Below are 26214 nucleotides of genomic sequence, written 5' to 3'. Positions count from 1 at the left end.
GCTCCCGTAAGGGTCCCCTAAAGGGTTCCTATGCGTTACGGGAGCGTCGTGAGTCCGTCGGCGGTGTGCCTACAGGCGCCCGGAATCCGGCTACAGGCCCGGAATCCGGCCGTTGCGGAACAGGTCCACGAAGATCTGGTGGTCGGCACGCGCGCGTGCGCCGTAGCTGTGGGCGAAGTCCACCAGGAGACCCGCGAAGCCGTCCTCGTCGGCCGCGATCGCCGCGTCGATGGCCCGCTCCGTGGAGAACGGGACCAGCTCCGAGTGGCCGCTCTCGTCGTCCGCCGCCGCGTGCATCGTGGCCGTGGCCCGGCCGAGGTCCGCGACGACCGAGGCGATCTCCTCGGGGTCGTCGATGTCGCCCCAGTCCAGGTCCACCGCGTACGGCGACACCTCGGCAACCAGCTGACCCGCACCGTCCAGCTCGGTCCAGCCCAGCCACGGGTCGGCGTGCGCCTGGAGCGCGCGCTGCGAGATCACCGTGCGGTGGCCCTCGTGCTGGAAGTACTCGCGGATCGCGGAGTCCGTGATGTGCCGGGAGACGGCCGGGGTCTGGGCCTGCTTGATGTAGATCACCACATCGTTCTCCAGGGCGTCGGTGGCGCCCTCCAGAAGGATGTTGTACGACGGCAGACCGGCCGAGCCGATGCCGATGCCGCGGCGGCCGACGACGTCCTTCACGCGGTACGAGTCCGGGCGGGCCAGCGACGACTCGGGCAGCGTCTCCAGGTAGCCGTCGAAGGCCGCCAGCACCTTGTAGCGGGTGGCCGCGTCCAGCTCGATGGAGCCGCCGCCCGGCGCGAAGCGGCGCTCGAAGTCACGGATCTCGGTCATCGAGTCGAGCAGCCCGAAGCGGGTCAGCGAGCGGGCGTCGCGCAGCGCGTCCAGCAGCGGGCCCTCGGCGGTGTCCAGCGTGAAGGGCGGCACCTCGTCGCTCTTGGCGCCGGTGGCCAGGGCGTGGATGCGCTCGCGGTAGGCGGCCGCGTACACCTTGACGAGCTCGGTGATCTGCTCGTCGCCGAGCGCCTTCGCGTAGCCGATGAGCGCCACGGAGGCCGCGAAGCGCTTGAGGTCCCAGGTGAAGGGGCCGACGTACGCCTCGTCGAAGTCGTTCACATTGAAGATCAGGCGGCCCTGGGCGTCCATGTACGTGCCGAAGTTCTCGGCGTGCAGGTCGCCGTGGATCCAGACCCGGGAGGTCCGCTCGTCCAGGTACGGTCCGCCCCGCTTCTCCTGGTCGAGATCGTGGTAGAAGAGGCCCGCCGTGCCCCGGTAGAACGCGAAGGCGGAGGCCGCCATCTTGCGGAACTTCACGCGGAACGCGGCCGGGTCGGCGGCCAGGAGCTCGCCGAAGGCGGTGTCGAAGACGGCGAGGATCTGCTCGCCGCGTTGCTCGGCGCTGAGCTGCGGGACCGACATCGCTGGGTGCCTCCTGGTGCAGGTGGTGCGTGACGTGGGGGGACGGGCGCCGCCCCCCGGGGACAAGGTGGTCCGTCCACCTCCAACGGACGACGAACCGCCGGAGTGCCCGGCCTCCGTCGACGACGGTACGCCGTGGGAACCGAGTACCCCGGATGAAGGTACGTGTGATCCCCCGCGGAGTGTCAGTCCCGCGTCATAGACTTCGACGCTGTCCCCCCAGACTGTCCGCAGCCTGTCGCCGATCGTTCTTCTTGGAGGCCGAAACCGTGTCGAAGCCGCCGTTCACGCACCTGCACGTCCACACCCAGTACTCGCTGCTGGACGGTGCCGCGCGGCTCAAGGACATGTTCAATGCCTGCAACGAGATGGGCATGACGCACATCGCCATGAGCGACCACGGCAACCTCCACGGGGCGTACGACTTCTTCCACTCGGCCCAGAAGGCGGGCGTCACACCGATCATCGGCATCGAGGCGTACGTCGCCCCGGAGTCGCGGCGCAACAAGCGCAAGATCCAGTGGGGCCAGCCGCACCAGAAGCGTGACGACGTGTCCGGTTCGGGTGGTTATACGCACAAGACGATCTGGGCGGCGAACAAGACGGGTCTGCACAACCTCTTCCGGCTCTCCTCGGACGCGTACGCCGAGGGCTGGCTGCAGAAGTGGCCGCGCATGGACAAGGAGACCATCTCCCAGTGGTCCGAGGGGCTCATCGCCTCCACCGGCTGCCCCTCCGGTGAGCTGCAGACGCGGCTGCGCCTCGGCCAGTACGACGAGGCCCTGAAGGCGGCCGCCGAGTACCAGGACATCTTCGGCAAGGACCGGTACTTCCTGGAGCTGATGGACCACGGCATCGAGATCGAGCGCCGGGTCCGCGACGGCTTGTTGGAGATCGGCAAGAAGCTCGGCATCCCGCCGCTGGTGACGAACGACTCGCACTACACGTACGCGCACGAGGCGACGGCCCACGACGCCCTGCTGTGCATCCAGACCGGCAAGAACCTCTCCGACCCGGACCGCTTCCGGTTCGACGGGACGGGCTACTACCTGAAGTCGACGGACGAGATGTACGCCGTGGACTCCTCGGACGCCTGGCAGGAGGGCTGCGCCAACACCCTCCTGGTCGCCGAGCAGATCGACACGACCGGCATGTTCGAAAAGCGCGACCTCATGCCGAAGTTCGACATCCCGGAGGAGGGCTACACCAACGTCACCTGGTTCAAGGAGGAAGTGCGGCGCGGCATGAACCGCCGCTACCCGGGTGGCGTCCCCGAGGACCGCCAGAAGCAGGCCGACTACGAGATGGACGTCATCATCCAGATGGGGTTCCCGGGCTACTTCCTCGTGGTCGCCGACTTCATCATGTGGGCGAAGAACAACGGCATCGCGGTGGGCCCCGGCCGTGGTTCTGCCGCAGGCTCGATCGTCGCGTACGCCATGGGCATCACCGACCTCGACCCGATCGAGCACGGGCTGATCTTCGAGCGGTTCCTCAACCCCGAGCGCGTCTCCATGCCTGACGTCGACATCGACTTCGACGAGCGTAGGCGCGTCGAAGTGATCAGGTACGTGACCGAGAAGTACGGCGCCGACAAGGTCGCCATGATCGGCACGTACGGCAAGATCAAGGCCAAGAACGCGATCAAGGACTCCGCGCGCGTGCTCGGCTACCCCTACGCGATGGGCGACCGCCTCACCAAGGCGATGCCCGCCGACGTCCTCGGTAAGGGCATCGACCTCTCCGGCATCACCGACCCCGCGCACCCCCGCTACGGCGAGGCGGGCGAGATCCGGGGGATGTACGAGAACGAGCCGGACGTGAAGAAGGTCATCGACACCGCCAAGGGCGTCGAGGGCCTGGTCCGGCAGATGGGCGTGCACGCCGCCGGCGTCATCATGTCCAGCGAGCCCATCGTCGACCACGCCCCGATCTGGGTGCGGCACACGGACGGCGTGACCATCACGCAGTGGGACTACCCGCAGTGCGAGTCGCTCGGCCTGATCAAGATGGACTTCCTGGGCCTGCGCAACCTCACCATCATGGACGACGCCGTGAAGATGGTGGAGGCCAACAAGGGCGTCAAGCTGCAGCTCCTCGAAGTCCCGCTCGACGACCCCAAGACGTACGAACTGCTCTGCCGCGGTGACACGCTCGGCGTGTTCCAGTTCGACGGCGGCCCGATGCGCTCGCTGCTGCGGCTGATGAAGCCCGACAACTTCGAGGACATTTCCGCCGTTTCGGCCCTGTACCGCCCGGGTCCGATGGGCATGGACTCGCACACGAACTACGCGCTGCGCAAGAACGGCCTCCAGGAGATCACCCCGATCCACCCGGAGCTGGAGGAGCCCCTCAAGGAGGTCCTCGGCGTCACATACGGCCTCATCGTGTACCAGGAGCAGGTGCAGAAGGCCGCCCAGATCATCGCGGGCTACTCGCTCGGCGAGGCCGACATCCTGCGCCGGGTGATGGGCAAGAAGAAGCCCGAGGAACTGGCGAAGAACTTCGGCATCTTCCAGGAGGGTGCCAGTAAGAACGGCTTCTCGGACGCGGCGATCCAGGCCCTGTGGGACGTCCTGGTCCCCTTCGCCGGATACGCGTTCAACAAGGCGCACTCCTCGGCGTACGGCCTGGTCACCTACTGGACCGCGTATCTGAAGGCGAACTACCCGGCCGAGTACATGGCCGCGCTGCTCACGTCCGTGAAGGACGACAAGGACAAGTCGGCGGTCTACCTCAACGAGTGCCGCCGCATGGGCATCAGGGTGCTGCCGCCCAACGTGAACGAATCGGTGCACAACTTCGCCGCCCAGGGCGACGACGTGATCCTCTTCGGCCTGGAGGCCGTGCGCAACGTCGGTACGAACGTGGTCGACTCGATCATCCGGTCGCGCAAGGCGAAGGGAAAGTACAGCTCGTTCCCCGACTACCTCGACAAGGTCGAGGCCGCCGCCTGCAACAAGCGCACCACCGAATCGCTGATCAAGGCGGGCGCCTTCGACACGATGGGGCACACCCGCAAGGGCCTCACCGCGCAGTTCGAGCCGATGATCGACAACGTGGTGCAGGTCAAGCGCAAGGAGGCGGAGGGCCAGTTCGACCTCTTCGGCGGGATGGGCGAGGAGGAGACGAACGAGCCCGGCTTCGGACTCGACGTCGAGTTCACGACCGAGGAGTGGGACAAGGCCTATCTGCTCGCCCAGGAGCGGGAGATGCTCGGTCTGTACGTCTCCGACCACCCGCTCTTCGGCCTGGAGCACGTGCTGTCCGACAAGGCGGACGCGGGCATCTCCCAGCTCACCGGAGGTGAGCACGCGGACGGCGCGGTCGTGACCATCGGCGGCATCATCTCGGGCCTGCAGCGGAAGATGACCAAGCAGGGCAACGCGTGGGCGATCGCCACGGTCGAGGACCTCGCGGGCTCCATCGAGTGCATGTTCTTCCCGGCGACCTACCAGCTGGTGTCGACCCAACTCGTCGAGGACGCGGTCGTGTTCGTCAAGGGACGCCTCGACAAGCGCGAGGACGTGCCGCGCCTGGTCGCGATGGAGCTCCAGGTCCCGGACCTGTCGAACGCGGGCACCAACGCGCCCGTGATCCTCACCATCCCGGCGGTCAAGGTCACCCCGCCGATGGTCAGCCGCCTCGGTGAGATCCTCAGTCACCACAAGGGCGAGAGCGAGGTCCGCATCAAACTCCAGGGCCCGCGCAAGACGACGGTGCTGCGGCTCGACCGGCACCGAGTGAAGCCCGATCCGGCACTCTTCGGCGACCTGAAGGTGCTGCTGGGCCCGTCCTGCCTGGCGGGCTGACACAAGAACAAGCGGGCTTGCACAGTCGCGGACCGACATACGCGAGGGGCGCATCCGCCAACGGATGCGCCCCTCGGTGTGTGCCTGGGCTTCAACAGCCCGTGCGCCGGGCCTTAGTTGTGGCCGAAGCGCTTCTGCTGCTTACGGGCAACATCCGCGGGGCTGCCCTGAGCGTGCGTGATCGGCGACTGCTGAGCCTCCGCCGAGGAACGCTGCGCCTGCTCGTGGGCCTGCTCGGCCTGCGAGGCGCGGTTCTGCTGGCTGCCCTGCTTGCGGTTCTTGTTCTTGGCCATGGTGATCTGCCTCCTGGGGGGGATCTAGGGGCCAGGGCCGCGACCAGATTCACATAGGCTGACAACCAGCGCATTTCGTATAATTACCGTGCGTAATAAGGCCTGTCGGGGAGCGTTCTCCCGATACGCCACGCCGAAGATCGAGTTCCGGCCGTTAACCTCCGCGCGGTCGGGCAGACTCGAAGGAAGCCCGAAGCAAACCTCCCGGAAACCGGAAAGAGGGTGGACCGCGTGGACCGCTGCATCGTCCTGGTGGACGCCGGGTACCTGCTCGGGGCTGCCGCCAGCCTTCTCGCCGGGGAACCCTCTCGCTCCCGGATCACCGTCGACCACGCCGCCCTCATCCAGGGCCTGCGCGAGCGCGCCGAGTCCGACACGGAGCGGCCCCTGCTGCGCATCTACTGGTTCGACGGCGCCCCCGACCGGGTACCGCAGCCGGAGCACCGCAGGCTGCGCGTGATGCCCCGTGTGACGGTGCGCCTCGGCGCCCTGACCCGCAGCGACGGGCGGTGGGCGCAGAAGGGCGTCGACGCCGCCATGCATGCCGAGCTGACCGAGCTGGCGCGCAACCGCGCCTGCTCCGACGTGGTCCTGGTGACCGGCGACGGGGATCTGCTGCCGGGCATGATGGCCGCCAAGGAGCACGGGGTCGCCGTCCACCTGTGGGCGGTACAGGCCGCGGACGGCGACTACAACCAGTCCGAGGACCTGGTCGCCGAGGCCGACGAACGCCGGGTGCTCGACCGGACCTGGATCACCAAGGCCGTACGCGCCAAGGAACTCGGCGGGATCTGCGCGCCGCCGCCCGCGCCACGCCCCGAGATCGCCGCCATCCTCTCCGCACCGCTGCCCGAGTCGGCGCTCACCACGGCGACCGAGCGGCCCGCGCAGGAGGCCGAGCACCACGCGGTGGCCGAGTCGCAGAACGGCACCGAGGAGCGCGTGCCCGCGCCCAAGGGCGTCCCCACGCCCAAGGACCTGGCCGCGCTGCGCGGCCCCGGCACACAGCCCGCCCAGCACCCCGCCAGCGCGACACTGCGCTGGTCCTCCGACAAGGGCTGGATCGAGCGGCCCGGGGGCGCCACGGAGTCCGCGGAGGCCGCCGCGCTGCCCACGCTCGCCCAGCTCACCTCCGCCGAGCAGCGCTGGGCGGACCGTGAGGAGGACATCACCACCGTCGGCGGCGATCCGTACGAGGTGGGGCAGGTCTTCGCGCGCCGCTGGATGGAGCGCCTCACCGAGCCGAGCCATCTGCAGAAGCTGTCCACGATGTACCCGCGGATTCCGCACCGGGTGGACGGCGAGCTGCTGCGCTACGCGGCCCGCTTCGGCCTGCTCGCGCACAAGGACGACCAGATCGACGAGCACGACCGGTACGCGATCCGGGCGGGCTTCTGGCGCGAGATCGACGTGCGTACGGCGGCGGAACACGCTCCCGCGGGGGAGTGAGCCGGAGCCTGTGCCGAGAGTGAGCCACAGCGCTCGCCGGGGCTGCGCCGAGGCCCCGGGCGCATAACGGGGCATCGGACCCCGTACTCTCGTCCTTCGTGAGTACGCGCACGGCACAGACAGTCCGGAACGGACACAAGGGTGATGTCGTGTGCGCGGTGCGCGGTCTGACCAAGACCTATCCGGCGGTGCGCGGACGCCGGGGCACCCCGGCAACGCCCGAGGTGCGGGCCACCGACGGGGTGCGTCTGGACATCCGGCGCGGCGAGATCTTCGGGCTGCTCGGGCCGAACGGCGCGGGTAAGTCGACCCTGGTACGGCAGCTGACCGGGCTGATGCGTCCCGACAGCGGCAGCGTGGAGATCCTCGGGCACGACATCGTGCGCCACCCGGAGCGGGCGGCGCGGATCCTCGCCTACCTCGGCCAGGAGTCCACCGCCCTCGACGAGCTGACCGTGTCGCTCGCCGCCGAGACGACCGGGCGGCTGCGCGGCCTCGACCTGCGCGAGGCGCGGGCCGAACGGGACGCCGTACTCGACGAACTGGGCCTCGCGCCGCTGGCCGCCCGCGCTCTGCAGAAGCTCTCCGGCGGACAGCGGCGGCTCGCCTGCTTCGCCGCCGCACTCGTGGGGGCGAGGCCGCTGCTCGTCCTCGACGAGCCGACCACCGGCATGGACCCCGTCGCCCGCCGCGCCGTGTGGTCCGCCGTCGACCGGCGCCGCGCGGAACACGGCACGACCGTCCTGCTCGTCACCCACAACGTCATCGAGGCCGAGACCGTCCTCGACCGGGTCGCCGTCCTCGACAAGGGCCGGGTCATCGCCTGCGACACCCCGGCCGGGCTGAAGGAGCGGGTCGCCGGCGAGGTGCGGGTCGAACTCGTCTGGCGGGAGAGCGCGCCGCTCGACGTCCCCGAGGTGGCCGCGCTGCGCGCCCGCGCCGTCGAGTCGGGCCGCCGCTGGACCCTGCGGCTCGCCCCCGAGGAGGCCCGCGCGGCCGTCGCCACGGTCACCGGAGGCGCCGCCTTCGCCGCCCTGGACGACTTCACCCTGGCCACGCCGAGCCTTGAGGACGTGTACCTCGCGCTCGGGGGCAACACGCAAGGGCTGGTGAAGGCGTGAGCGCGAGGACCGCGGAATCCGTACGGGAAGCTGTACGGATGGGGATGGACGCGCTGGGCATCGGGACCGGGGAGGCCGCCGTGGGCGTACGGGACTCGCGGGGGGCCGTGGGTGCACGGGACTCGCGGGGGGCCGTGGGTGCACGGGACTCGCGGGTGGCCGTGGGCGTACGGAAGGTGCGTCAGGTCGTGGGTGCCCGGGACTTGCGAAAGGCTGTGGGCGTACGGAACCTGCGGGAGGCCGTGGGCACGCGGAACCCTTGGGAGGCCGTAGGTGCGCGGAACCAGGGGGAGACCGTGGACGTGTGGAACCCGGGGAAGGCCGTGGGCGTTGGGAACAGGACGGCTGCCGGAGTGAAGGGGAGCAGCTCGACGTGAGTGTCGTACCCGCTGGAGTTCTGCCGGGCAGTGCGCTGCCCGTGGCCGAGGACGCCGGCGATGCAGCGGAGCTGGGCCCCCGCGCGCGGCTCTGGCCGTCGCTGGCCGCCGTGTACCGCGCGCAGCTGTCCCGGGCGCGCGTCGCGCGGATTCCGCTGCTGTTCGTGGCCACCTTCCAATCCGTCGGGATCATGATCCTGATGCGGGGCGTGGTGGACGGCGGGGGCGAGGCGCGGGCCGTGGTGGCGGGGGCGTCGGTACTGGTCGTGGCCTTCGTCGCCCTCAACCTCCTCGCCCAGTACTTCGGGCAGCTGCGCGCCAGCGGCGGGCTCGACCACTACGCGACGCTGCCCGTGCCGCCGGCCGCCGTCGTCCTCGGCGCCGCGGGCGCGTACGCGTCCTTCACCGTGCCCGGGACCGTCGCCACCGCCGTCTTCGGCTGCGTGCTCTTCGGATTGCCGATGGCGCACCTGTGGGTGCTCGCCGCCGTGATTCCGCTCGCGGGCGCTGCTCTCGCCGGGCTCGGGGCCGCGTTCGGGCTGCTCGCGCCGCGGCCCGAACTCGCCACGCTGCTCGGGCAGTTGGGGATGTCGGCGGCGCTGCTGCTGGGCGTGCTGCCGGCGGACCGGCTGCCCACGGTCGTGCAGTACGGGCGTGATCTGCTGCCCTCGACGTACGGGGTGGAGGCCTTCGCGCGGGCCTTCGGGGCGCATCCCGACTGGGCCGCCGTCCTCGGTGACCTGGCCGTCTGCGCCGGTGTCGGGGTGGCCTCGCTGGCCCTCGCGACCTGGGCGTACCGTCGGGCAGCCGTCCGGTGACGCGGCTGACAGCCGGGCCTGGCACGATGTCAGGGTGACCGCTCCGTTGACTCCGCCCCCGCCGCCGCATGAACACTCCCCGCACAATGCCTGGCAGGCTTCGCCCCTTCCCGGACATGGGGCTCCGGCTCCGTATCCGGCCGCGTATGAAGCCTCGTACGGACAGGACGGCCCCGGGATGAAGACCGAAGTACGGGAGGCCGCCGTGATCACCGTGGCGGTGGCGCTCGCGGGGGTGCTGCTCGGGGTGCTGTGGTGGTGGCTGGCGCCGCATGTGCCGCTGATCGCGGACGACAGTGCGGTGTATCTGAAGGACACCGAGGGTGAGCAGGCCATCGGGGTCGATGGAACGTTCACTTTGCTTGCGCTGGGGTTCGGTGCGGTGAGTGCGCTGGTCGTTTTCCTGGTGCGGCGGCGTGGTGGTGTGCCGTTGGTCGTCGCGCTCGCCGTTGGGGGGTTGCTCGGGTCGCTGCTGGCTTGGCGGGTCGGGGTCTGGCTCGGGCCCACGCAGAACGTGGTCGCGCATGCGAAGGCTGTGGGTAAGGGGGTTACGTTCTCGGCGCCCTTGAAGCTCGGGGCGAAGGGGGCGTTGCTCGCGTGGTCCCTGGCGGGGCTGGTGGTCCACCTCGGTCTCACCGCCCTGTTCGGGCCGCGGGACCCCGATCCGTACCAGAGCCCGTACGCGGCGCCTCCCGCGCCTCCGGCTGGGTAGGCGTCCGGCGCCGGGGTGACCGCGGGTGTGGTTTTCGCCCGCTCCGCCCCTGCCCGTCCCGACCAGCCCTTCGGCTGCGGGTGCGCGGGGGCTTGTCGCGCAGTTCCCCGCGCCCCTTCAGGTGCGCGGGGAACTGCGCGGTCTTAGGAGCGGAGGGGGCGAAAACCACTCGGGCCGGAGGGTTACGCCGGGCGGCTGCCGTGGTTGGAGCGGCCCTTCTTGGTGCGCCACTTGCGTTTCCGTGTTTTCTTCGACATGTCCCTTGTGCTTAACCGAGGACGGGACGGACGTCGAGGGGTCACGCACGGGCGACGGGCGCGGAGACCGCTTCCGTGAGGCTCGCCAGATCGGCGGGGGCGAGCTCGACCTCCAGGCCGCGGCGGCCCGCCGAGACACAGATCGTGGTGTGGGCGGAGGCCGAGGAGTCCAGCACGGTGGGGAGCTTCTTGCGCTGGCCCAAGGGGGAGATGCCGCCGCGGACGTAGCCCGTCGTGCGTTCGGCCGCCGCCGGGTCCGCCATCGCCGCGCGCTTCCCGCCCACCGCCGTGGCCAGGGCCTTCAGATCGAGGGAGCCGGCCACCGGGACCACCGCGACGACGAGTGAGCCGTCCACGTCCGCCACCAGGGTCTTGAAGACCCGCTCCGGCGAGACGCCCATCGCCTCGGCGGCCTCCTCGCCGTAGGAGGGGTGCGCCGGGTCGTGTTCGTACGTGTGAACCGTGTACGGGACGCCTGCCGCGGTCAGGGCCACCGTCGCCGGAGTGCCCCCGGACTGCTGCTGTTTCTTCGACTTCTTCGCCATCGAGGATTCCGGCCTCAGTTCAGACTCGTCGGGCCGCGCGTCAGGTCCGACGCCGGCAACGACGGCAGATTACGGATGATCGCGGTCTCCGCGCGCAGGAGTTTCAGCTCCTCGCGCAGTCGCGTCGCCGTGTCCGGAGCCTGGAGCAGCTGCTGCTTCGCCGGAATGTCCAGCATCGCGGCGGCCGCGACGAGGTAGGAGACCACCGCCGGTTCGTCCGGCAGGTCCGCGCCGGTCGAGAGCGAGCGCTCACGGGCGCCCGCGAGGCGCTTCTGATACTGGCGGAAGGCCCGCAGGACGCCCTCGGCGAGCGCCCCGGCCTCCTCGCCGGAGTCCTCGGGCAGCTCCTCCAGCTCGGCCGTGAGGAAGGCGCCGGACGCGTCCACCGACAGCAGCCGTACGCGAGTCGTGCCCGTCGCCAGTACCTCGAAGCTGCCGTCGGCGCGCTCCCGGATGGTTGCCGCGTCCGCGATGCAGCCCACCTCGTGGAAGGCCTTCGCCGGATCGTCGCCGAAGCCGGCCGCGGGCCCGCGTTCGGGCACGGCGGTCTGGTCCGGCATGCCGGGCGCGGTGGGCGCGACCTCGTGGCCGTCGCGGATGGCGACGACGGCGAACCGGCGCGGTTCGTCCTCGGGGGTCTTGAGCAGATCGCGCATCATGGCGCGATAGCGCTCCTCGAAAATGTTCAGAGGAAGCACGAGCCCCGGGAACAGCACCGAGTTCAGGGGGAAGAGCGGGAGCCGGACGGTGGTCACGACGCGAAAGCCTAATGGTCGCCGGAGCGGGCGCGTCCGTCGTGCCCATTCCGTGGATGCAGGGGCATGCCGGCAGCGACCTCCAGACGGACGCCGTCGCGCAGCTCCAGGAACTGGCCGAGCGGGTCGTCCGACACCCGGTCCCAGGGGAACGACGTGGCGTACGGACCGATCAGGCGGAACTGTTCCAGGGCGTCCGTCCAGCGCTCCAGCCGGATCAGCACGTACGTGAGGAGGTTGCGGACCTCCGCGGGCCAGGGATCGGCGACGCCGTACGTCGCGGAGACCGCGATCGCGCGGTCGGCCGCCACGTCGAGGCGCTCGCGCGGCACCGCCGCACCGCCGCCCTCGGTCAGATAGGCGAAGGCAGCGCGCACCGGCAGCGCCTGCACCAGGGAGCCCGGCAGCGTGTCCTGCGCCGCCCGCTCGGCGAAGTCGAAGCACTCGCGGTGCGAGCCGTACCAGGCGGCCGACAGATACTGCAGGGCAGCCACATGGCAGCCGTAGTGGTGTGGGGAGCGCCGTACGGCCTCGCCCCACAGCTTCTCGAACTCGGTGTGCCCGGCATGCGTGCCACGGGCGTGGTCGAGCGCGATCCGCCAGGGGACCGGATCGCGCGGATCGCCCTCGGCGGCGGCGAGGATCAGCGGGCCGACCTGGCGCAGCAGCTCGACGCGGGCGGGCGACTCCCAGCCGCGGCGCACCGCGAGCTCGGCCTTGACGAGCAGCGCGTCCGGATCGTGTGCCGAGGCGTCCTGCCACTGCCTGAGCCACTCGTCCCGGGAACGCGCGAACGTCGCGAGGCGCATCGCGTACCGGTCGCGGTTCTCCCACTCGGCGGCCTCTCGCGTGGTGGCGAGCAGCTTGGCGGCGGGGCCGTACTCGCCGCGGCCCGCCGCGACGAGCGCGGGACCGAGGCGCTCGTCCGGGGCGTCGAGCAGTACCTCGTCGTCGGTGGACAGTCCGTCGGCGAGGCGCGAAGTGTTCCTGACCATCCGTGCCGTACGGATGAACGCGCGCAGCAGAGCCATGGTGAAGACCATTGAAAGCCGCAGGTCGGAGCTGTGCCATAGGCGTACGGTGACGCTTTCGTAACCGTCGATTGGTTGTATGCCGGGCGGTCAAGGGGGAGTAAAAGGTGACGGTTGTTCCACTGTTCGATATCTGTGCGGGAAGCTGCCGTTTCAGTCGCGAGCTGTGCGGGAAGCTGCCGTTTCAGTCGCGAACTGTGCGGGAAGCCGCCGCTTCAGCCGCGAGCTGTGCGGGAGCCTGCCGCTTCAGCCGTCACCTGTGCGGGGAGCCGTCCGCGTCAGCCGCGCCGCAGCAGCCGTGTCGCCCCCGCCGCCACCGTCGTCGCGAGGATCCAGCCGAGGATGATCACCACCGCGGCCAGCCATTGCCAGCCGCCGCGCAGCTGCCAGAAGCCGACCTGGCCGAGGTCGATGACCGGCAGCAGCAGGTCCAGGGCGAACAGCGAGGCGTTCCACGGGGGATGCCCGTCGCCGTTGATCGGCGGATGGCTGGCATGGGAGAAGGCGATCGACGTCGCCGCCCACAGCACCGCCATCCACAGCGCGGCTCGCCCGGGCCGGTATCCGTAGGCGACCGTCCAGTCCTGCGCGTACCCCCAGAGCTTGGCGGCGAGTGGCAGGGTCTCGCGGCGGCGGCGCTGCTTGGCGAGCAGCACCTCGCGCGCGTCCTCGTCCTCTCCGGAGTTGCGCAGCACGGTGGCGAGGCGCTCGTACGGCTCCGGGTTGTACTCGGCGGTCGCCGCAGCCACCCACTCCAGCCGCCGGGTCAGCGGGAACGCGCCCTGCGGTACGAGGTTCTCGTACACGAAGCCGCCCATGTGGAGGCTGCCGGGCGCCGGCCAACTTGACGCGCTGTCAACCAGGTTGACGATCCGAGCGCCCGACAGGACCACCTTGCCGCGCTCGGGTCTCTCCCCGAGGAAGCGCAGCTCGGGCGTCTGGACCCGGCGCAGCGACAGCTCCTGGTCGTCGTCGAAGTCGAAACGGGCCCGCTCGAGGTCGATCGCGTCCCCGAAGCGCCCGTCGTCCAGGCGGATCCCGCCCTGGCACTCGAACCGCTGGACCAGCGTGCCGCGCGCCGGTGTCGTGCCGCTGGTCAGCAGCGGATTGCCGACACCCGCGGGGGTCATGTAGAGCGTGCGATTGACGGTGAGCTGGGGGGCGTTCAGGGCGAGACGTGTGTACGGGTTGTTCAGCTTGCTGCCGCGCAGGCTCAGCGAGACACCGACCGTGGCGCCGCGCAGGCTCAGCTCGCCGTGCGACTCCAGCATCTCGGCCTGGAGGTCCTGCCCCACGGTCATGCCGTCGCAGGTGAGCGAGCGCCCACGCCGGTCCCGGTAGACCACGGCCTGGTTGAGCAGCAGATCCGTGCCGATGTGCGCGTCGGTCAGCCGGACGCCGTTGTGGAACCGGCAGCGCGGCAGATGCAGATCGCCCTCGGTGTGAACCCGGGCCGCCTCCAGGCGCGGCACCGAGCAGTCGACCAGGCGCACGGTCTGGAACCGCGCCTCCGGCAGCAGGATCTCCTTCTCGAACCGGCACCCCTTCATCTCGACGTACGGCACCACGGTGCCGCCCGCGAGGTCGAGGACGTCGGTGATCTGCACGCCGGTCAGCTTCAGGGAGGAGACCCGGCCCTGGAGCGCGGGAGGGCCGTCGAGCAGCAACCACGCCACGATCCGGGCCCGGACGCTGCGCTCGGGGCCCCAGGGATGGCCCCCGTGCGGATCGTCGACGGTCCTGTGCCCGCTGCGCAGGTCGTACACGCTGCCGTTGCGGAAGGCCTGCCACATTCCGGCTTCGGCGGCGGTCAGTTCGTCCGGCAGGTCCCCAGTGCGGATGCCGGCACCCTCGGTCACGGCACTTCCCTTCCTCCCCAGCTACTCGCGGGTTTCGTACAACCGTCCAATGCCCGCTCAGTGACGGCCCGAACGCTACTGGTGAAGGGGATCTTCCGCGGAACCGAAGGTGGCCGGTATCAGCCACTCACCAGCCGGATCGCGGCGTCGCAACCACCGTTCCCGGCGTCGTGCCAGCCATCGTTCCCGGCGTCGGCTCAGTCACCGTTCCCGGCGTCGTGCCAGTCACCGTTCCCGGTGCGGTGTCCGGCACGGTTCCCGGCGTTGTATCAGCCATTGATACAGCCGTCCGGCGTCTTATCGCCGTCTGAGAGAATTGGGACCGTGATCTCCCGAATCGATCTGCGCGGCGACGCCCTCCCCGAGGGCTCCGCCCTGCGCGACCTGCTGCCCCGAGCCGACTTCGACGTTCAGGCCGCCCTGGAGAAGGTGCGTCCGATCTGCGAGGCCGTGCATCATCGGGGCGACGCGGCGCTGATCGACTACGCGGAGAAATTCGACGGCGTACGGCTCGATTCCGTCAGGGTCCCGGTCCAGGCCCTCGCCGACGCCCTGGAGCGGCTCGACCCGGCCGTGCGCGCGGCCCTGGAGGAGTCCATCCGCCGCGCCCGCCTGGTCCACCGCGAGCAGCGCCGTACGACGCACACCACCCAGGTGGTGCCGGGCGGCTCGGTCACCGAGAAGTGGGTGCCGGTCGAGCGCGTCGGCCTGTACGCGCCGGGCGGACGCTCCGTCTACCCCTCCTCCGTGATCATGAACGCGGTTCCGGCGCAGGAAGCCGGTGTCGCGTCCATGGCCCTCGCCTCCCCGCCGCAGAAGGAATTCGGCGGGCTCCCGCACCCCACGATCCTCGCCGCCTGCGCGCTGCTCGGCATCGACGAGGTGTACGCCGTCGGAGGCGCCCAGGCCGTCGCGATGTTCGCGCACGGCACCGAGTCATGCGCCCCGGCCAACATGGTCACGGGCCCGGGCAACATCTGGGTCGCCGCCGCCAAGCGGTACTTCACCGGCAAGATCGGCATCGACACGGAGGCCGGTCCCACCGAGATCGCGATCCTCGCGGACGAGACCGCCGACCCGGTGCACGTCGCCGCCGACCTGATCAGCCAGGCCGAGCACGACCCGCTGGCCGCCGCCGTCCTCGTCACGGACTCCCTCCGGCTCGCGGATGCCGTCGAGCAGGAGCTGGAGCCGCAGGTCGCGGCCACCAAGCACGTCGAGGACCGGATCGTCCCGGCGCTGAACGGCAGGCAGTCCGCAATCGTGCTGGTCGACGGCGTGGACGAGGGCCTGCGGGTCGTCGACGCGTACGGCGCCGAGCACCTGGAGATCCAGACGGCGGACGCGGCCGCCGTCGCGGACCGGGTGAAGAACGCGGGCGCGATCTTCGTCGGTCCCTGGGCGCCCGTCTCGCTCGGCGACTACGCGGCCGGCTCCAACCACGTCCTGCCCACCGGCGGCTGCGCCTGCCACTCCTCGGGCCTGTCTGTCCAGTCCTTCCTGCGCGGCATCCACATCGTCGACTACACGAAGGACGCGCTGGCCGACGTGGCGCATCACGTGGTGACGCTGGCGGAGGCGGAGGACCTGCCGGCCCACGGGGCGGCGATCAAGGCTCGGTTCGGTTGGAAGGTGCCCGGCAAGTGACCTTTGGAATTGATGATCTTCCCGTTCGGGACGAGCTGCGCGGCAAGTCCCCCTATGGCGCGCCCCAACTCGACGTCCCCGTACGGCTGAACACCAACGAGAACCCGTACCCGCTGCCCGAACCGCTCGTCGAGCGCATCGCCGAGCGGGTGCGCGAGGCGGCCCGCGGCCTCAACCGCTACCCGGACCGGGACGCGGTCGAACTGCGCACGAAGCTCGCCGAGTACCTGACGAAGACCGGCAAGCACCGGGTCGGCATCGAGAACGTCTGGGCGGCCAACGGCTCCAACGAGGTCATTCAGCAGCTGCTGCAGACCTTCGGCGGACCCGGCCGTACGGCGATCGGCTTCGAGCCCTCGTACTCGATGCACGCGCTCATCGCACGCGGCACGGGCACCAGGTGGATCTCGGGTCCCCGCAACGAGGACTTCACGCTCGACGTCGCGGCCGCCGGACAGGCCATCGCCGAGCACCGGCCGGACGTCGTCTTCATCACCACCCCCAACAACCCCACGGGCAACGCGGTCTCGCCCGAGACGGTCCTTGCGTTGTACGAGGCCGCGCAGGCGGCGAAGCCGTCGATGGTGATCGTGGACGAGGCGTACATCGAGTTCAGCCACGGCGCCTCGCTGCTGCCGCTGATCGAAGGTCGGCCGAATCTCGTCGTCTCGCGGACCATGTCGAAGGCGTTCGGCGCGGCGGGGCTCCGCCTCGGCTATCTCGCCGCGCACCCCGCCGTCGTGGATGCCGTTCAGCTCGTACGGCTGCCGTACCACCTGTCGGCCGTCGCGCAGGCCACGGCGCTGGCCGCTCTGGAGCACACCGACACGCTGCTCGGGTACGTCGAGCAGCTGAAGGCCGAGCGGGACCGGCTGGTCGCCGAGCTGCGTGCGATCGGGTACGAGGTGACCGAATCGGACGCGAACTTCGTGCAGTTCGGGCGATTCGAGGACTCCCACACCACCTGGCAGAAGATCCTCGACCGGGGCGTCCTGGTCCGGGACAACGGCGTGCCGGGGTGGCTGCGGGTCTCCGCCGGAACCCCCGCCGAAAACGACGCGTTCCTCGACGCGGTACGTGAACTGAAGAAGGAGCAGAGCGCATGAGCCGCGTAGGACGTGTCCAGAGAACGACGAAGGAGACGTCGGTCCTCGTCGAGATCGATCTCGACGGGTCAGGCAAGGTCGATGTGTCGACGGGCGTCGGCTTCTACGACCACATGCTCGACCAGCTCGGCCGGCACGGTCTGTTCGACCTGACCGTGAAGACCGAGGGCGACCTGCACATCGACTCGCACCACACCATCGAGGACACCGCCCTCGCGCTGGGCGCCGCCTTCAAGCAGGCGCTGGGCGACAAGGTGGGGATTTATCGATTCGGCAACTGCACGGTCCCGCTGGACGAGTCGCTCGCCCAGGTGACCGTCGACCTCTCCGGCCGCCCGTACCTCGTGCACACCGAGCCAGAGAAGATGGCGCCGATGATCGGCGAGTACGACACCACGATGACCCGGCACATCCTGGAGTCCTTCGTCGCCCAGGCCCAGATCGCGCTGCACGTGCACGTGCCCTACGGGCGCAACGCGCACCACATCGTCGAGTGCCAGTTCAAGGCGCTGGCCCGCGCGCTGCGCTATGCCTCCGAGCGCGACCCGCGCGCCGCCGGAATCCTCCCCTCCACGAAGGGCGCGCTGTGACCGGCCTGTCGAGCATCCTGATCGTCGTAGGACTCTTCCTCCTCGGCGGCATCTACTCCTTCGTCAAGCAGCAGATGCCCAAGAGCCTCATCGTGCTGCTCTCCATCGGCGCCGCGATGTGTCTGATCGCGGGCGTCATGAGGCTGGAGGTGTGGAATTGAGCAGCTCCGCAAAGAAGCGGCAGGTCGTCGTCTTCGACTACGGCTTCGGTAACGTCCGCTCCGCCGAGCGCGCCCTCGCGCGCGCGGGTGCCGACGTGGAGATAACGCGTGACTTCGACACGGCCATGAACGCGGACGGCCTGCTGGTGCCCGGCGTCGGCGCCTTCGCCGCCTGTATGAAGGGCCTCAAGGAGGCCCGCGGCGACTGGATCATCGGCCGCCGCCTGTCCGGTGGCCGCCCGGTGATGGGCATCTGCGTCGGCATGCAGATCCTCTTCGCCCGCGGAATCGAGCACGGCGTCGAGACCGAGGGCCTCGACGAGTGGCCCGGCACGGTCGAGCCGCTGCAGGCCGACATCGTGCCCCACATGGGCTGGAACACGGTCGAGGCGCCGGCGGGGTCCCAGCTCTTCGCGGGACTCGACGCCGACGCGCGCTTCTACTTCGTCCACTCGTACGCCGTCCACAACTGGTCCCTCGACGTCGCGAACCCGGCGATGCGCGCCCCCCTGGTCACCTGGTCGACGCACGGCAAGCCCTTCGTGGCAGCCGTCGAGAACGGCGCCCTGTGGGCCACGCAGTTCCACCCCGAGAAGTCCGGCGACGCCGGAGCGCAGCTGCTGAACAACTGGATCGGAACCCTCTGATGGCTTCGAAGCTCGAACTCCTGCCCGCCGTCGACGTCCGCGACGGTCAGGCCGTCCGCCTCGTCCACGGCGAGTCCGGGACCGAGACGTCCTACGGCTCTCCTCTTGAGGCCGCCCTCGCCTGGCAGAGCGCGGGCGCCGAGTGGCTGCACCTGGTCGACCTGGACGCCGCGTTCGGCACCGGTGACAACCGCGCGCTGATCGCCGAGGTCGCCGAGCGCATGGCGGAACTGCACATCAAGGTGGAGCTGTCCGGCGGCATCCGCGACGACGACACGCTCGCCGCCGCACTCGCCACCGGCTGCACCCGCGTGAACCTCGGCACCGCCGCACTGGAGACCCCCGAGTGGGTCGCCAAGGTCATCGCCGAGCACGGCGACAAGATCGCGGTCGGCCTCGACGTACGCGGCACGACCCTGCGCGGCCGCGGCTGGACCCGCGACGGCGGCGACCTCTACGAGACGCTGGAGCGCCTCAACAAGGAGGGCTGCGCGCGGTACGTGGTGACCGACATCGCCAAGGACGGCACGCTCCAGGGCCCGAACCTGGAGCTGCTGAGGAACGTGTGCGCGGCGACGGACCGCCCCGTGGTGGCGTCGGGCGGGGTGTCCTCGCTGGACGACCTGCGCGCCATCGCCGAGCTGGTGCCCCTCGGTGTCGAGGGCTCCATCGTCGGAAAGGCCCTGTACGCCAAGGCGTTCACGCTGGAAGAGGCCCTGGAGGCGGTAGCCCAGTGAGCGACCTGCGACGTGTCACGACCGGTGCGCCCTGGGAGGAGGCCTTCGGCTACTCCCGCGCGGTGGAGCTGCCGAACGGCCTGGTGCTGGTCGCCGGCTGCACCTCCGTGATCGACGGCCAGATCGCCCCCGGCGACCCGTACGAGCAGGCGGTCAACTCCTTCAACGCCGCGCTCGCGGCGCTGGAGCAGCTCGGCCTCGGCCGCGACGACGTCGTCCGTACGCGCATGTACATCACCCATGCCCGGGACGTGGAGGAGGTCGGACGCGCCCACAAGGAGCTGTTCGACGCCGTCCGTCCCGCCGCATCCATGATCATCGTCTCCGGCCTCGTGGACCCGCGTCTGGTCGTCGAGGTCGAGGTGGAGGCGTTCCGAGGAGCGCAGTCATGACCCTCGCGGTACGAGTCATCCCCTGCCTGGACGTGGACAACGGCCGGGTCGTCAAGGGCGTCAACTTCCAGAACCTGCGGGACGCGGGCGATCCCGTCGAGATGGCCAAGGTGTACGACGCCGAGGGCGCCGACGAACTGACGTTCCTGGACATCACGGCGTCCTCCGGCAACCGCGAGACCACCTACGACGTGGTGCGCCGTACGGCCGAGCAGGTCTTCATCCCGCTGACCGTGGGCGGCGGTGTCCGCACCGCCGAGGACGTGGACAAGCTGCTGCGGGCGGGCGCCGACAAGGTCGGGGTCAACACCGCCGCGATCGCCCGGCCGGATCTCATCCGTGAGATCGCGGAGCGGTTCGGGCGGCAGGTGCTGGTGCTGTCGGTGGATGCCCGGCGTACCGAGAGCGGCTCCTTCGAGGTCACCACCCACGGCGGGCGCAAGGGCACCGGTATCGACGCCGTCGAGTGGGCGCACCGGGCCGCGGAGCTGGGTGCGGGGGAGATCCTGCTCAACTCGATGGACGCGGACGGCACGAAGGACGGGTACGACATCGAGATGATCGAGGCCGTACGCAAGCACGTGACCGTGCCGCTGATCGCCAGCGGCGGCGCGGGGCGGCTCGCCGACTTCCCGCCGGCCATCGCCGCGGGCGCCGACGCGGTGCTCGCCGCGTCCGTCTTCCACTTCGGGGATCTGCGGATCGGTGAGGTGAAGGAGACGTTGCGCGGGGCGGGGCATCCCGTTCGCTGAGGTCCTTCATTGAGGCTGTTGTGGAGCCCCGGTCACTGGGTGGCCGGGGCTCAACTCTGTCCTGCCTCTGGGAAGATACGAAAGAGAAGTTGCGCAATTTTTATTGCGCAACTTCTCTTTCGTATCTAGCGTGAGGGCATGGCAAGCAAGGAGAACCGTCGGATCACCGACATGGGCACGCTCAAGGCGATCGCCCATCCGCTGCGGATGCAGCTGTACCGGGCCCTGCACATCGCGGGCACGGCGACTGCCTCGCAGCTGGCTGAGCAGGTCGACGAAGCTCCCTCGCTGGTCAGTTACCACCTGCGCAAGCTCGCGGAGCACGGACTGATCGAGGAGGCCGAACCGCAGAGCGGGGACGGCCGCGAGCGCTGGTGGCAGCCGGCGTCGGACGGCCTGAGCGTCCACGACGAGGACTTCCGTGGGGTGCCCGAGAAGGCGGCCGCGCACACCGCGTTCGCCCGGCTCCTCGTCGGCCAGCGCGCCGACCTCTACCGGCGCTATCTGGACCAGCGTCACGCCTGGGGGCCCGAGTGGAGCACCGCCGCCTCCGACTCCGAGTCCACGCTCCGGCTGACGGCGGCCGAACTGGCCGCGCTCAATGAGGAGTTGCTCAGCGTCGTCAGGAAGTACGACGCGAAGGGCCGCGAGGACGAAGCGGCCGGTGACACCGAAGGGCGCGAGAACGTCGCGCTGCACCTGTACGGCTTCCCGTTCCGCGCCTGATTCAGCTTCTGATTCGTCGTCTGAGAGGACCCGGCTCCGTGACCACGACCGTCATACCCCCGGCCCCCGCCACCACCGGCAGACCCGCCCACCGCGACGGCAACGTCCTGCGCTGGCTCGGTGCCTACGCCTCGTCGATGATCGGCGACAACGTCTGCTACATCGCGCTGTCCTGGGCGGCCGTCCAGTCCGGAACGCCCGCGCAGGCAGGGCTCGTGATGACCGTGAGCGCGGTTCCCCGGGCCCTGCTGATGCTCGGCGGCGGTGTGGTCGCCGACCGGTTCGGGCCGCGGAAAGTCGTCATCGGCAGTGACACCGTGCGCTGTGTCGCCGTGCTCGCCCTGGCCGCGCTGCTGTTCGCGACCAGCCCGAGCCTGTGGCTGCTGGCCCTGCTCGCCGTCGTCTTCGGCACCGTCGACGCCATCTTCATGCCCGCCGTGGGTGCCCTGCCGGCCCGCATCACGAGCCGGGACCAACTCGCCCGCGTTCAGGGCATGCGGGGCCTCGCGATCCGCTTCGCCAACGTGGTCGGCGCACCGCTCGGCGGTCTCGGTGTGGCGCTCGGGGGAGCGACGGCGGCCTTCGGGCTCGCGGGGATGCTGATCGCCGTGTCGGTGCCGCTGCTGATCTCGGTACGGATGCGGGAGCTGCCCGCGGGCGACGTGGACGGGGCAGGCGGGGCAGATGCCCCGGCGGAAACGGGACACGCACGCGTGGCCGCCGACACGGGACACGCGCGCGTGGCCGCCGGGGAGGACGGCGAGGACGGTGCGGGTGCCGCGCAGGGGCAGACCGCTCGGGCCACCGCCTGGCGCGACCTCCGCGAAGGGCTGCGCTACATCCGGCGCCACCGCGTCCTCGCCCCGCTCATCGCCGCCATCGCACTCGGCGACCTCGGATTCGTCGGGCCGCTGAACGTGGGCCTTACCCTGCTGGCCGACCAGCGCGGCTGGGGCGCGTCCGGGATGGGCTGGGTGCTCGCCGGATTCGGGACCGGCGCCGGGGCCGCCGCGCTGCTGCTGACAGTGCGGGGACGGCTGCCGCACGCGGGACGTCTGGCCGCGGTGGCGATCCTGGCGGGCTCGGTCGCGATCGGCGCGCTCGCCTTCGTACCGAATGTCGCGGCGGCCGTCGGGGTCGCCCTGCTCGTCGGGCTGCTCGCGGGGCTCAGCGGCGCCCTGTGCGGCGCGCTGCTGCAGACCCAGGCGGACCCCGCCTACCTGGGCCGGGTCAGCGCCGTCTCCGGCATCGTCAGCCTGGGCCTCGCCCCGCTCAGCATGCCGCTGACCGCCGCCGCGATCGGCTGGTGGGGCACCGGGCCCGTCTTCGTCACCAGCGCCGCGGTCTGCGGCCTCGGCGGGGTCCTCGCCCTGTGCGTCGGACCCCTGCGCCGGGCCGAACTCCCCGCGTAGCGGTCAGAGCCCCAGCTGCTTCGTCTCGTGCAGCTTCGCGATCGCATCCTTGTCGCCGTCCAGCTCCACGTCGGCCACCTTCTGCCGCCCGTACGCGAACAGCAGCAGCTCGGAGGGCTCGCCGGTCGCCGTCACCACCGGCGTGCCCTTGTGCGCGACCGCCGTCTGGCCGTCCGGGCGGCGCAGCACCAGGCCGGTCGGGGCGCCGCGGCCGGTCAGCCAGGCCGTGCGCTCCAGCCGGGACCACAGGGCATCCTGGAAGACCGGGTCCAGCTCCCGCTGCGTCCAGTCGGGCTGTGCGCGCCGTACGTCCTCGGTGTGGACGTAGAACTCGATCGTGTTCGACGCCTCGTCGATCTGCTTCAGCGAAAAGGGCGAGAAGCGCGGCGGACCTGTACGGATCAGCTGGATCAGCTCCTCGTACGGCTTCTCCGCGAACTCCGCCATCACCCGCTCGAGGCGCGGCGCCAGCTGCTTGATCAGGATCCCGCCGGCGGCGTCGGCGCGGCGCTCGCGGACCACCACGTGCGCGGCGAGATCCCGGGTGTTCCAGCCCTCGCACAGAGTCGGGGCATCCGGTCCCACGGCTTCCAACAGATCGGCCAGGAGGAGTCGTTCACGCTTGGCATGGGTCGACATGAGAATCAGCCTACGACCGCCCCGGTGGTCCGCCCAGTGGACGACGCCACGGACCGGCCTGTGGGGGTCGCTAGGCCCGGCCTGTGGACAACGGTGAGGTCCGGCCTGTGGACAACCGCGGGGCGCGTCCGTGCGGCGCGGCACAATGGCACCCATGACCAGCACGCCTCCGCCCAGCAGGCCCAGCAGCCTGGACCCCGCCGTCGCCGCGCGGCTCAAGCGCGGTGCCGACGGGCTCGTGCCCGCCATCGCCCAGCAGTACGACACCGGTGAGGTGCTGATGCTGGGCTGGATGGACGACGAGGCGCTGCATCGCACGCTCACCACGGGCCGCTGCACATACTGGTCGCGCAGCCGACAGGAGTACTGGGTCAAGGGCGACACGTCCGGCCACTTCCAGCACGTGAAGTCCGTGGCCCTGGACTGCGACGCCGACACGGTCCTGGTGAAGGTCGACCAGGTGGGCGCCGCCTGCCACACCGGCGCGCGTACGTGCTTCGACGCCGATGTCCTGACCGTACGAGAGGACGCCGAGTCCGACGTACAGCCCCTGGATCAGTAAGGTCAGCCGCCATGGACCTCGAGACGTTCCGCAAGCTGGCCACCGACCGGCGCGTGATCCCCGTCAGCCGCAAGCTCCTCGCGGACGGCGACACGCCGGTCGCGCTCTACCGCAAGCTCGCCGCCGAGCGCCCCGGCACCTTCCTCCTGGAATCCGCGGAGAACGGCCGCTCCTGGTCCCGCTACTCCTTCGTGGGGGTCCGCAGCCACGCCACCCTCACAGAGCGCGACGGGCAGGCCCGCTGGCTCGGTACGCCACCCGTGGGCGTCCCCGTCGACGGCGATCCGCTCGCCGCCCTGCGCGCCACCATCGAAGCGCTGCACACCCCGCACGGCGAGGGCCTGCCCCCGTTCACCGGCGGCATGGTCGGCTATCTGGGCTACGACATCGTGCGCCGCCTGGAGAAGATCGGCCCCGGCGAGCGGGACGACCTGAAGCTCCCCGAGCTGACCATGCTGCTGACCAGCGACCTCGCGGTCATGGACCACTGGGACGGCTCGGTCCAGCTGATCGCCAACGCGATCAACCACAACGACCTCGACACGGGCGTCGACGAGGCCTACGCGGACGCCGTCGCCCGCCTCGACGCCATGGAGGCCGACCTCTCCCGCGCGGTCTCGCAGCCCCCGGCCGCGCTGCCGCCCTCCGAGCTCCCCGAGTACACCGCGCTCTGGGGCGGCCCCGACTTCCAGGACGCCGTCGAGGACATCAAGGAGCGCATCCGGGCCGGCGAGGCCTTCCAGGTCGTCCCTTCCCAGCGCTTCGAAACCCCGTGCACGGCAAGCGCGTTGGACGTGTATCGCGTGCTGAGGGCGACCAATCCCTCCCCGTACATGTACCTCTTCCGCTTCGACGGATTCGACGTCGTCGGCTCCTCCCCGGAGGCCCTGGTCAAGGTCGAGGACGGGCAGGCCATGGTGCACCCCATCGCGGGCACCCGGCCGCGCGGCGCCACCGTCCAGGAGGACCAGGCCCTCGCCGACGAGCTGATCGCCGACCCCAAGGAGCGCGCCGAGCACCTGATGCTCGTCGACCTGGGACGCAACGACCTCGGCCGGGTCTGCGAGCCCGGCTCCGTGGAGGTCGTCGACTTCATGTCCATCGAGCGGTACTCGCACGTGATGCACATCGTGTCGACCGTGACCGGGCGGGTCGCGGCGGGCCGTACGGCCTTCGACGTACTGACGGCCTGCTTCCCGGCGGGCACCCTCTCCGGCGCCCCCAAGCCGCGCGCGATGCAGATCATCGACGAACTGGAGCCGTCCAGGCGCGGGTTGTACGGCGGATGCGTGGGTTACCTGGACTTCGCGGGCGACTCCGACACCGCCATCGCCATCCGTACGGCCCTGCTGCGGGACGGCACCGCGTACGTGCAGGCGGGCGCCGGAATCGTCGCCGACTCCGATCCCGTCGCGGAGGACAACGAGTGCCGCAACAAGGCGGCGGCGGTGCTGCGCGCGGTACACACGGCCAACCGGCTCGGGCAGTAGCCGGCCAACTGCCTCCGGTACTGGGACGAGGCTCACGTGAACCCCGGGTGACGGTTCGCCCGGGGTTCAGGCGATAGTGGAGTACGTGACTGGTGTATCTCACCCCCGATCCGAAGCCGCCGGGCCCGCCGGGTCCGGCCGCCGCAGCCTTGCTGTCGCCCTGCTCAGCGGCGCGCTCGGCGCGGCCGTGGCCCTGCTGTCCACCCGGCAGGGCTGGTCGGAGGGCACCGCGACGGTGGCCGGCGGTGCCTTCCCGCTGACCGCCAAGGGCAGCGACGTCACGGGCGTGCCCGCGGCGCTCGCCATAGTGGGCCTCGCCGCGCTCGTCGCCGTCTTCGCCGTACGCCGCTCCGGCCGCCTCCTGGTCTCCGCGCTGCTCGCGCTCTCCGGCGCGGGCACGGTCGTCGCGGCCGTGCTCGGTGCGGGCGACAGCTCGGCGCTCGACGAGAAGGCCGCGGCGGCCTCCGGCAACACCGCCGCCACGGCGGACGCGCTCAGCCACACCGTCTGGCCGTACGTCGCGGCCGCGGGCGGAGCGCTGATCCTCCTCGCGGGACTGCTCGCGCTGCGCTACGGGAAGATGTGGCCCGCGATGTCGGGCCGCTACGAGCGCGACGGGACGCCCCGGCCGCGCAAGGCCAAGCCGGTCGACCCGGACCGCCCCGAGGACCTCTGGAAGGCGCTCGACCGCGGCGAGGACCCGACGGGGCCGGACCCGGCCGGGACCTAGAGATCCTGCCGGGGCTCAAAGGGCCGGCTCAAGGGACCGGCTCAAGGGACTTAAGTCCTGCCGTCCCCGCGTCGCCAGGGTCCTTCGCCCCAGGACTTACGTCGTGACTTGGCGGAACCGACGCGCTAGCGGAGACCCCCGCTCACGGCACGGGCGCTTGTACGGGACAATGGAT

General features: G+C 70.6%; 25 protein-coding genes. 18 read left to right on the top strand and 7 right to left on the bottom strand.

The genetic code is table 11. The features are described from left to right. Positions 1-90: 90 nt before the first annotated feature. On the bottom strand, positions 91-1419 hold the full coding sequence (locus ACZ4RZ_RS09900) for a DUF2252 domain-containing protein (RefSeq protein ID WP_467743467.1): 1329 nt from the start codon (positions 1417-1419) through the stop codon (positions 91-93). A 269-nt stretch (positions 1420-1688) separates the two neighbouring features. Between ACZ4RZ_RS09900 and dnaE the strand changes: the two genes are divergently transcribed. Next, the gene (dnaE, locus tag ACZ4RZ_RS09895) at positions 1689-5231 is read left to right on the top strand and encodes a DNA polymerase III subunit alpha (RefSeq protein ID WP_467743466.1); all 3543 of its coding nucleotides are present in this window, start codon (positions 1689-1691) and stop codon (positions 5229-5231) included. A gap of 113 nt (positions 5232-5344) precedes the next feature. Here dnaE and ACZ4RZ_RS09890 read toward each other — a convergent pair whose 3' ends face one another. Continuing rightward, positions 5345-5524, bottom strand: coding sequence for a hypothetical protein (locus tag ACZ4RZ_RS09890; protein WP_189187729.1), 180 nt, complete (start codon positions 5522-5524; stop codon positions 5345-5347). Between the two features lie 231 nt (positions 5525-5755). On the opposite strand from ACZ4RZ_RS09890, the gene ACZ4RZ_RS09885 reads away from it, so the two are divergent. The 4 genes from ACZ4RZ_RS09885 to ACZ4RZ_RS09870 all read left to right on the top strand — a co-directional run bounded on the left by ACZ4RZ_RS09885 (position 5756) and on the right by ACZ4RZ_RS09870 (position 10001). After that, on the top strand, positions 5756-6973 hold the full coding sequence (locus ACZ4RZ_RS09885; protein WP_467743465.1) for an NYN domain-containing protein: 1218 nt from the start codon (positions 5756-5758) through the stop codon (positions 6971-6973). A gap of 149 nt (positions 6974-7122) precedes the next feature. Beyond that, positions 7123-8094, top strand: a complete 972-nt coding sequence (locus tag ACZ4RZ_RS09880) for an ABC transporter ATP-binding protein (RefSeq protein WP_467743679.1) — start codon at positions 7123-7125, stop codon at positions 8092-8094. Positions 8095-8467: 373 nt separating this feature from the next. Beyond that, a complete protein-coding gene (locus tag ACZ4RZ_RS09875) occupies positions 8468-9289 on the top strand; it encodes an ABC transporter permease (protein WP_467743464.1) in 822 nt (273 codons plus the stop codon). Between the two features lie 34 nt (positions 9290-9323). Further along, complete coding sequence (locus ACZ4RZ_RS09870; protein ID WP_467743463.1) at positions 9324-10001, top strand: AAA family ATPase; 678 nt, start codon at positions 9324-9326, stop codon at positions 9999-10001. A 298-nt stretch (positions 10002-10299) separates the two neighbouring features. Here ACZ4RZ_RS09870 and ybaK read toward each other — a convergent pair whose 3' ends face one another. The 4 genes from ybaK to ACZ4RZ_RS09850 all read right to left on the bottom strand — a co-directional run bounded on the left by ybaK (position 10300) and on the right by ACZ4RZ_RS09850 (position 14448). After that, a complete protein-coding gene (gene ybaK, locus ACZ4RZ_RS09865; RefSeq protein ID WP_467743462.1) occupies positions 10300-10803 on the bottom strand; it encodes a Cys-tRNA(Pro) deacylase in 504 nt (167 codons plus the stop codon). Positions 10804-10817: 14 nt separating this feature from the next. Next, the gene (locus ACZ4RZ_RS09860; RefSeq protein ID WP_467743461.1) at positions 10818-11558 is read right to left on the bottom strand and encodes an LON peptidase substrate-binding domain-containing protein; all 741 of its coding nucleotides are present in this window, start codon (positions 11556-11558) and stop codon (positions 10818-10820) included. Positions 11559-11569: 11 nt separating this feature from the next. Continuing rightward, positions 11570-12589 carry a hypothetical protein gene (locus tag ACZ4RZ_RS09855; RefSeq protein WP_467743460.1) on the bottom strand — a complete coding sequence of 340 codons (1020 nt, stop codon included), beginning with the start codon at positions 12587-12589 and terminating at the stop codon, positions 11570-11572. A 278-nt stretch (positions 12590-12867) separates the two neighbouring features. Then, the gene (locus tag ACZ4RZ_RS09850; protein WP_467743459.1) at positions 12868-14448 is read right to left on the bottom strand and encodes an oxidoreductase; all 1581 of its coding nucleotides are present in this window, start codon (positions 14446-14448) and stop codon (positions 12868-12870) included. Positions 14449-14772: 324 nt separating this feature from the next. Here ACZ4RZ_RS09850 and hisD point away from each other — a divergent pair, with 324 nt between their 5' ends. The 10 genes from hisD to ACZ4RZ_RS09800 all read left to right on the top strand — a co-directional run bounded on the left by hisD (position 14773) and on the right by ACZ4RZ_RS09800 (position 22618). Next, entirely contained in the window at positions 14773-16095 is a 1323-nt protein-coding gene (gene hisD / locus ACZ4RZ_RS09845) for a histidinol dehydrogenase (RefSeq protein WP_467743458.1), read from the top strand. Then, complete coding sequence (locus tag ACZ4RZ_RS09840) at positions 16092-17201, top strand: histidinol-phosphate transaminase (RefSeq protein ID WP_467743457.1); 1110 nt, start codon at positions 16092-16094, stop codon at positions 17199-17201. The genes hisD and ACZ4RZ_RS09840 overlap by 4 nt, the downstream gene beginning before the upstream one ends. Next, a complete protein-coding gene (hisB, locus tag ACZ4RZ_RS09835) occupies positions 17198-17791 on the top strand; it encodes an imidazoleglycerol-phosphate dehydratase HisB (protein WP_467743456.1) in 594 nt (197 codons plus the stop codon). The genes ACZ4RZ_RS09840 and hisB overlap by 4 nt, the downstream gene beginning before the upstream one ends. Next, positions 17788-17952: a hypothetical protein gene (locus ACZ4RZ_RS09830; protein ID WP_467743455.1), complete on the top strand. Its 165-nt coding sequence runs from the start codon at positions 17788-17790 to the stop codon at positions 17950-17952. Before hisB ends, ACZ4RZ_RS09830 begins: the two co-directional genes overlap by 4 nt. After that, complete coding sequence (hisH, locus tag ACZ4RZ_RS09825) at positions 17943-18599, top strand: imidazole glycerol phosphate synthase subunit HisH (RefSeq protein ID WP_467743454.1); 657 nt, start codon at positions 17943-17945, stop codon at positions 18597-18599. Before ACZ4RZ_RS09830 ends, hisH begins: the two co-directional genes overlap by 10 nt. Beyond that, on the top strand, positions 18599-19336 hold the full coding sequence (priA, locus tag ACZ4RZ_RS09820) for a bifunctional 1-(5-phosphoribosyl)-5-((5-phosphoribosylamino)methylideneamino)imidazole-4-carboxamide isomerase/phosphoribosylanthranilate isomerase PriA (protein WP_467743453.1): 738 nt from the start codon (positions 18599-18601) through the stop codon (positions 19334-19336). The genes hisH and priA overlap by 1 nt, the downstream gene beginning before the upstream one ends. Beyond that, positions 19333-19728: a RidA family protein gene (locus ACZ4RZ_RS09815; RefSeq protein WP_467743452.1), complete on the top strand. Its 396-nt coding sequence runs from the start codon at positions 19333-19335 to the stop codon at positions 19726-19728. The genes priA and ACZ4RZ_RS09815 overlap by 4 nt, the downstream gene beginning before the upstream one ends. After that, positions 19725-20480: an imidazole glycerol phosphate synthase subunit HisF gene (gene hisF, locus ACZ4RZ_RS09810; protein WP_369245946.1), complete on the top strand. Its 756-nt coding sequence runs from the start codon at positions 19725-19727 to the stop codon at positions 20478-20480. The genes ACZ4RZ_RS09815 and hisF overlap by 4 nt, the downstream gene beginning before the upstream one ends. Before the next feature lie 138 nt (positions 20481-20618). Further along, entirely contained in the window at positions 20619-21206 is a 588-nt protein-coding gene (locus ACZ4RZ_RS09805) for an ArsR/SmtB family transcription factor (protein ID WP_467743451.1), read from the top strand. A gap of 38 nt (positions 21207-21244) precedes the next feature. After that, the gene (locus ACZ4RZ_RS09800) at positions 21245-22618 is read left to right on the top strand and encodes an MFS transporter (RefSeq protein ID WP_467743450.1); all 1374 of its coding nucleotides are present in this window, start codon (positions 21245-21247) and stop codon (positions 22616-22618) included. A 3-nt stretch (positions 22619-22621) separates the two neighbouring features. On the opposite strand, the gene ACZ4RZ_RS09795 is transcribed toward ACZ4RZ_RS09800, so the two are convergent. Further along, complete coding sequence (locus ACZ4RZ_RS09795; RefSeq protein WP_467743449.1) at positions 22622-23257, bottom strand: TIGR03085 family metal-binding protein; 636 nt, start codon at positions 23255-23257, stop codon at positions 22622-22624. Between the two features lie 154 nt (positions 23258-23411). Here ACZ4RZ_RS09795 and hisI point away from each other — a divergent pair, with 154 nt between their 5' ends. The 3 genes from hisI to ACZ4RZ_RS09780 all read left to right on the top strand — a co-directional run bounded on the left by hisI (position 23412) and on the right by ACZ4RZ_RS09780 (position 26039). Next, on the top strand, positions 23412-23819 hold the full coding sequence (hisI, locus tag ACZ4RZ_RS09790) for a phosphoribosyl-AMP cyclohydrolase (RefSeq protein WP_467743448.1): 408 nt from the start codon (positions 23412-23414) through the stop codon (positions 23817-23819). Between the two features lie 11 nt (positions 23820-23830). Continuing rightward, on the top strand, positions 23831-25309 hold the full coding sequence (locus tag ACZ4RZ_RS09785; protein ID WP_467743447.1) for an anthranilate synthase component I: 1479 nt from the start codon (positions 23831-23833) through the stop codon (positions 25307-25309). Between the two features lie 76 nt (positions 25310-25385). Continuing rightward, the gene (locus tag ACZ4RZ_RS09780) at positions 25386-26039 is read left to right on the top strand and encodes a TIGR02234 family membrane protein (RefSeq protein WP_467743446.1); all 654 of its coding nucleotides are present in this window, start codon (positions 25386-25388) and stop codon (positions 26037-26039) included. Positions 26040-26214 lie beyond the last annotated feature (175 nt).

The sequence above is a fragment of the Streptomyces sp. NPDC027189 genome, assembly GCF_055566975.1.
Note: the sequence above shows the minus strand (reverse complement) of the source record. Positions and strands in the feature narration are given on the sequence as shown.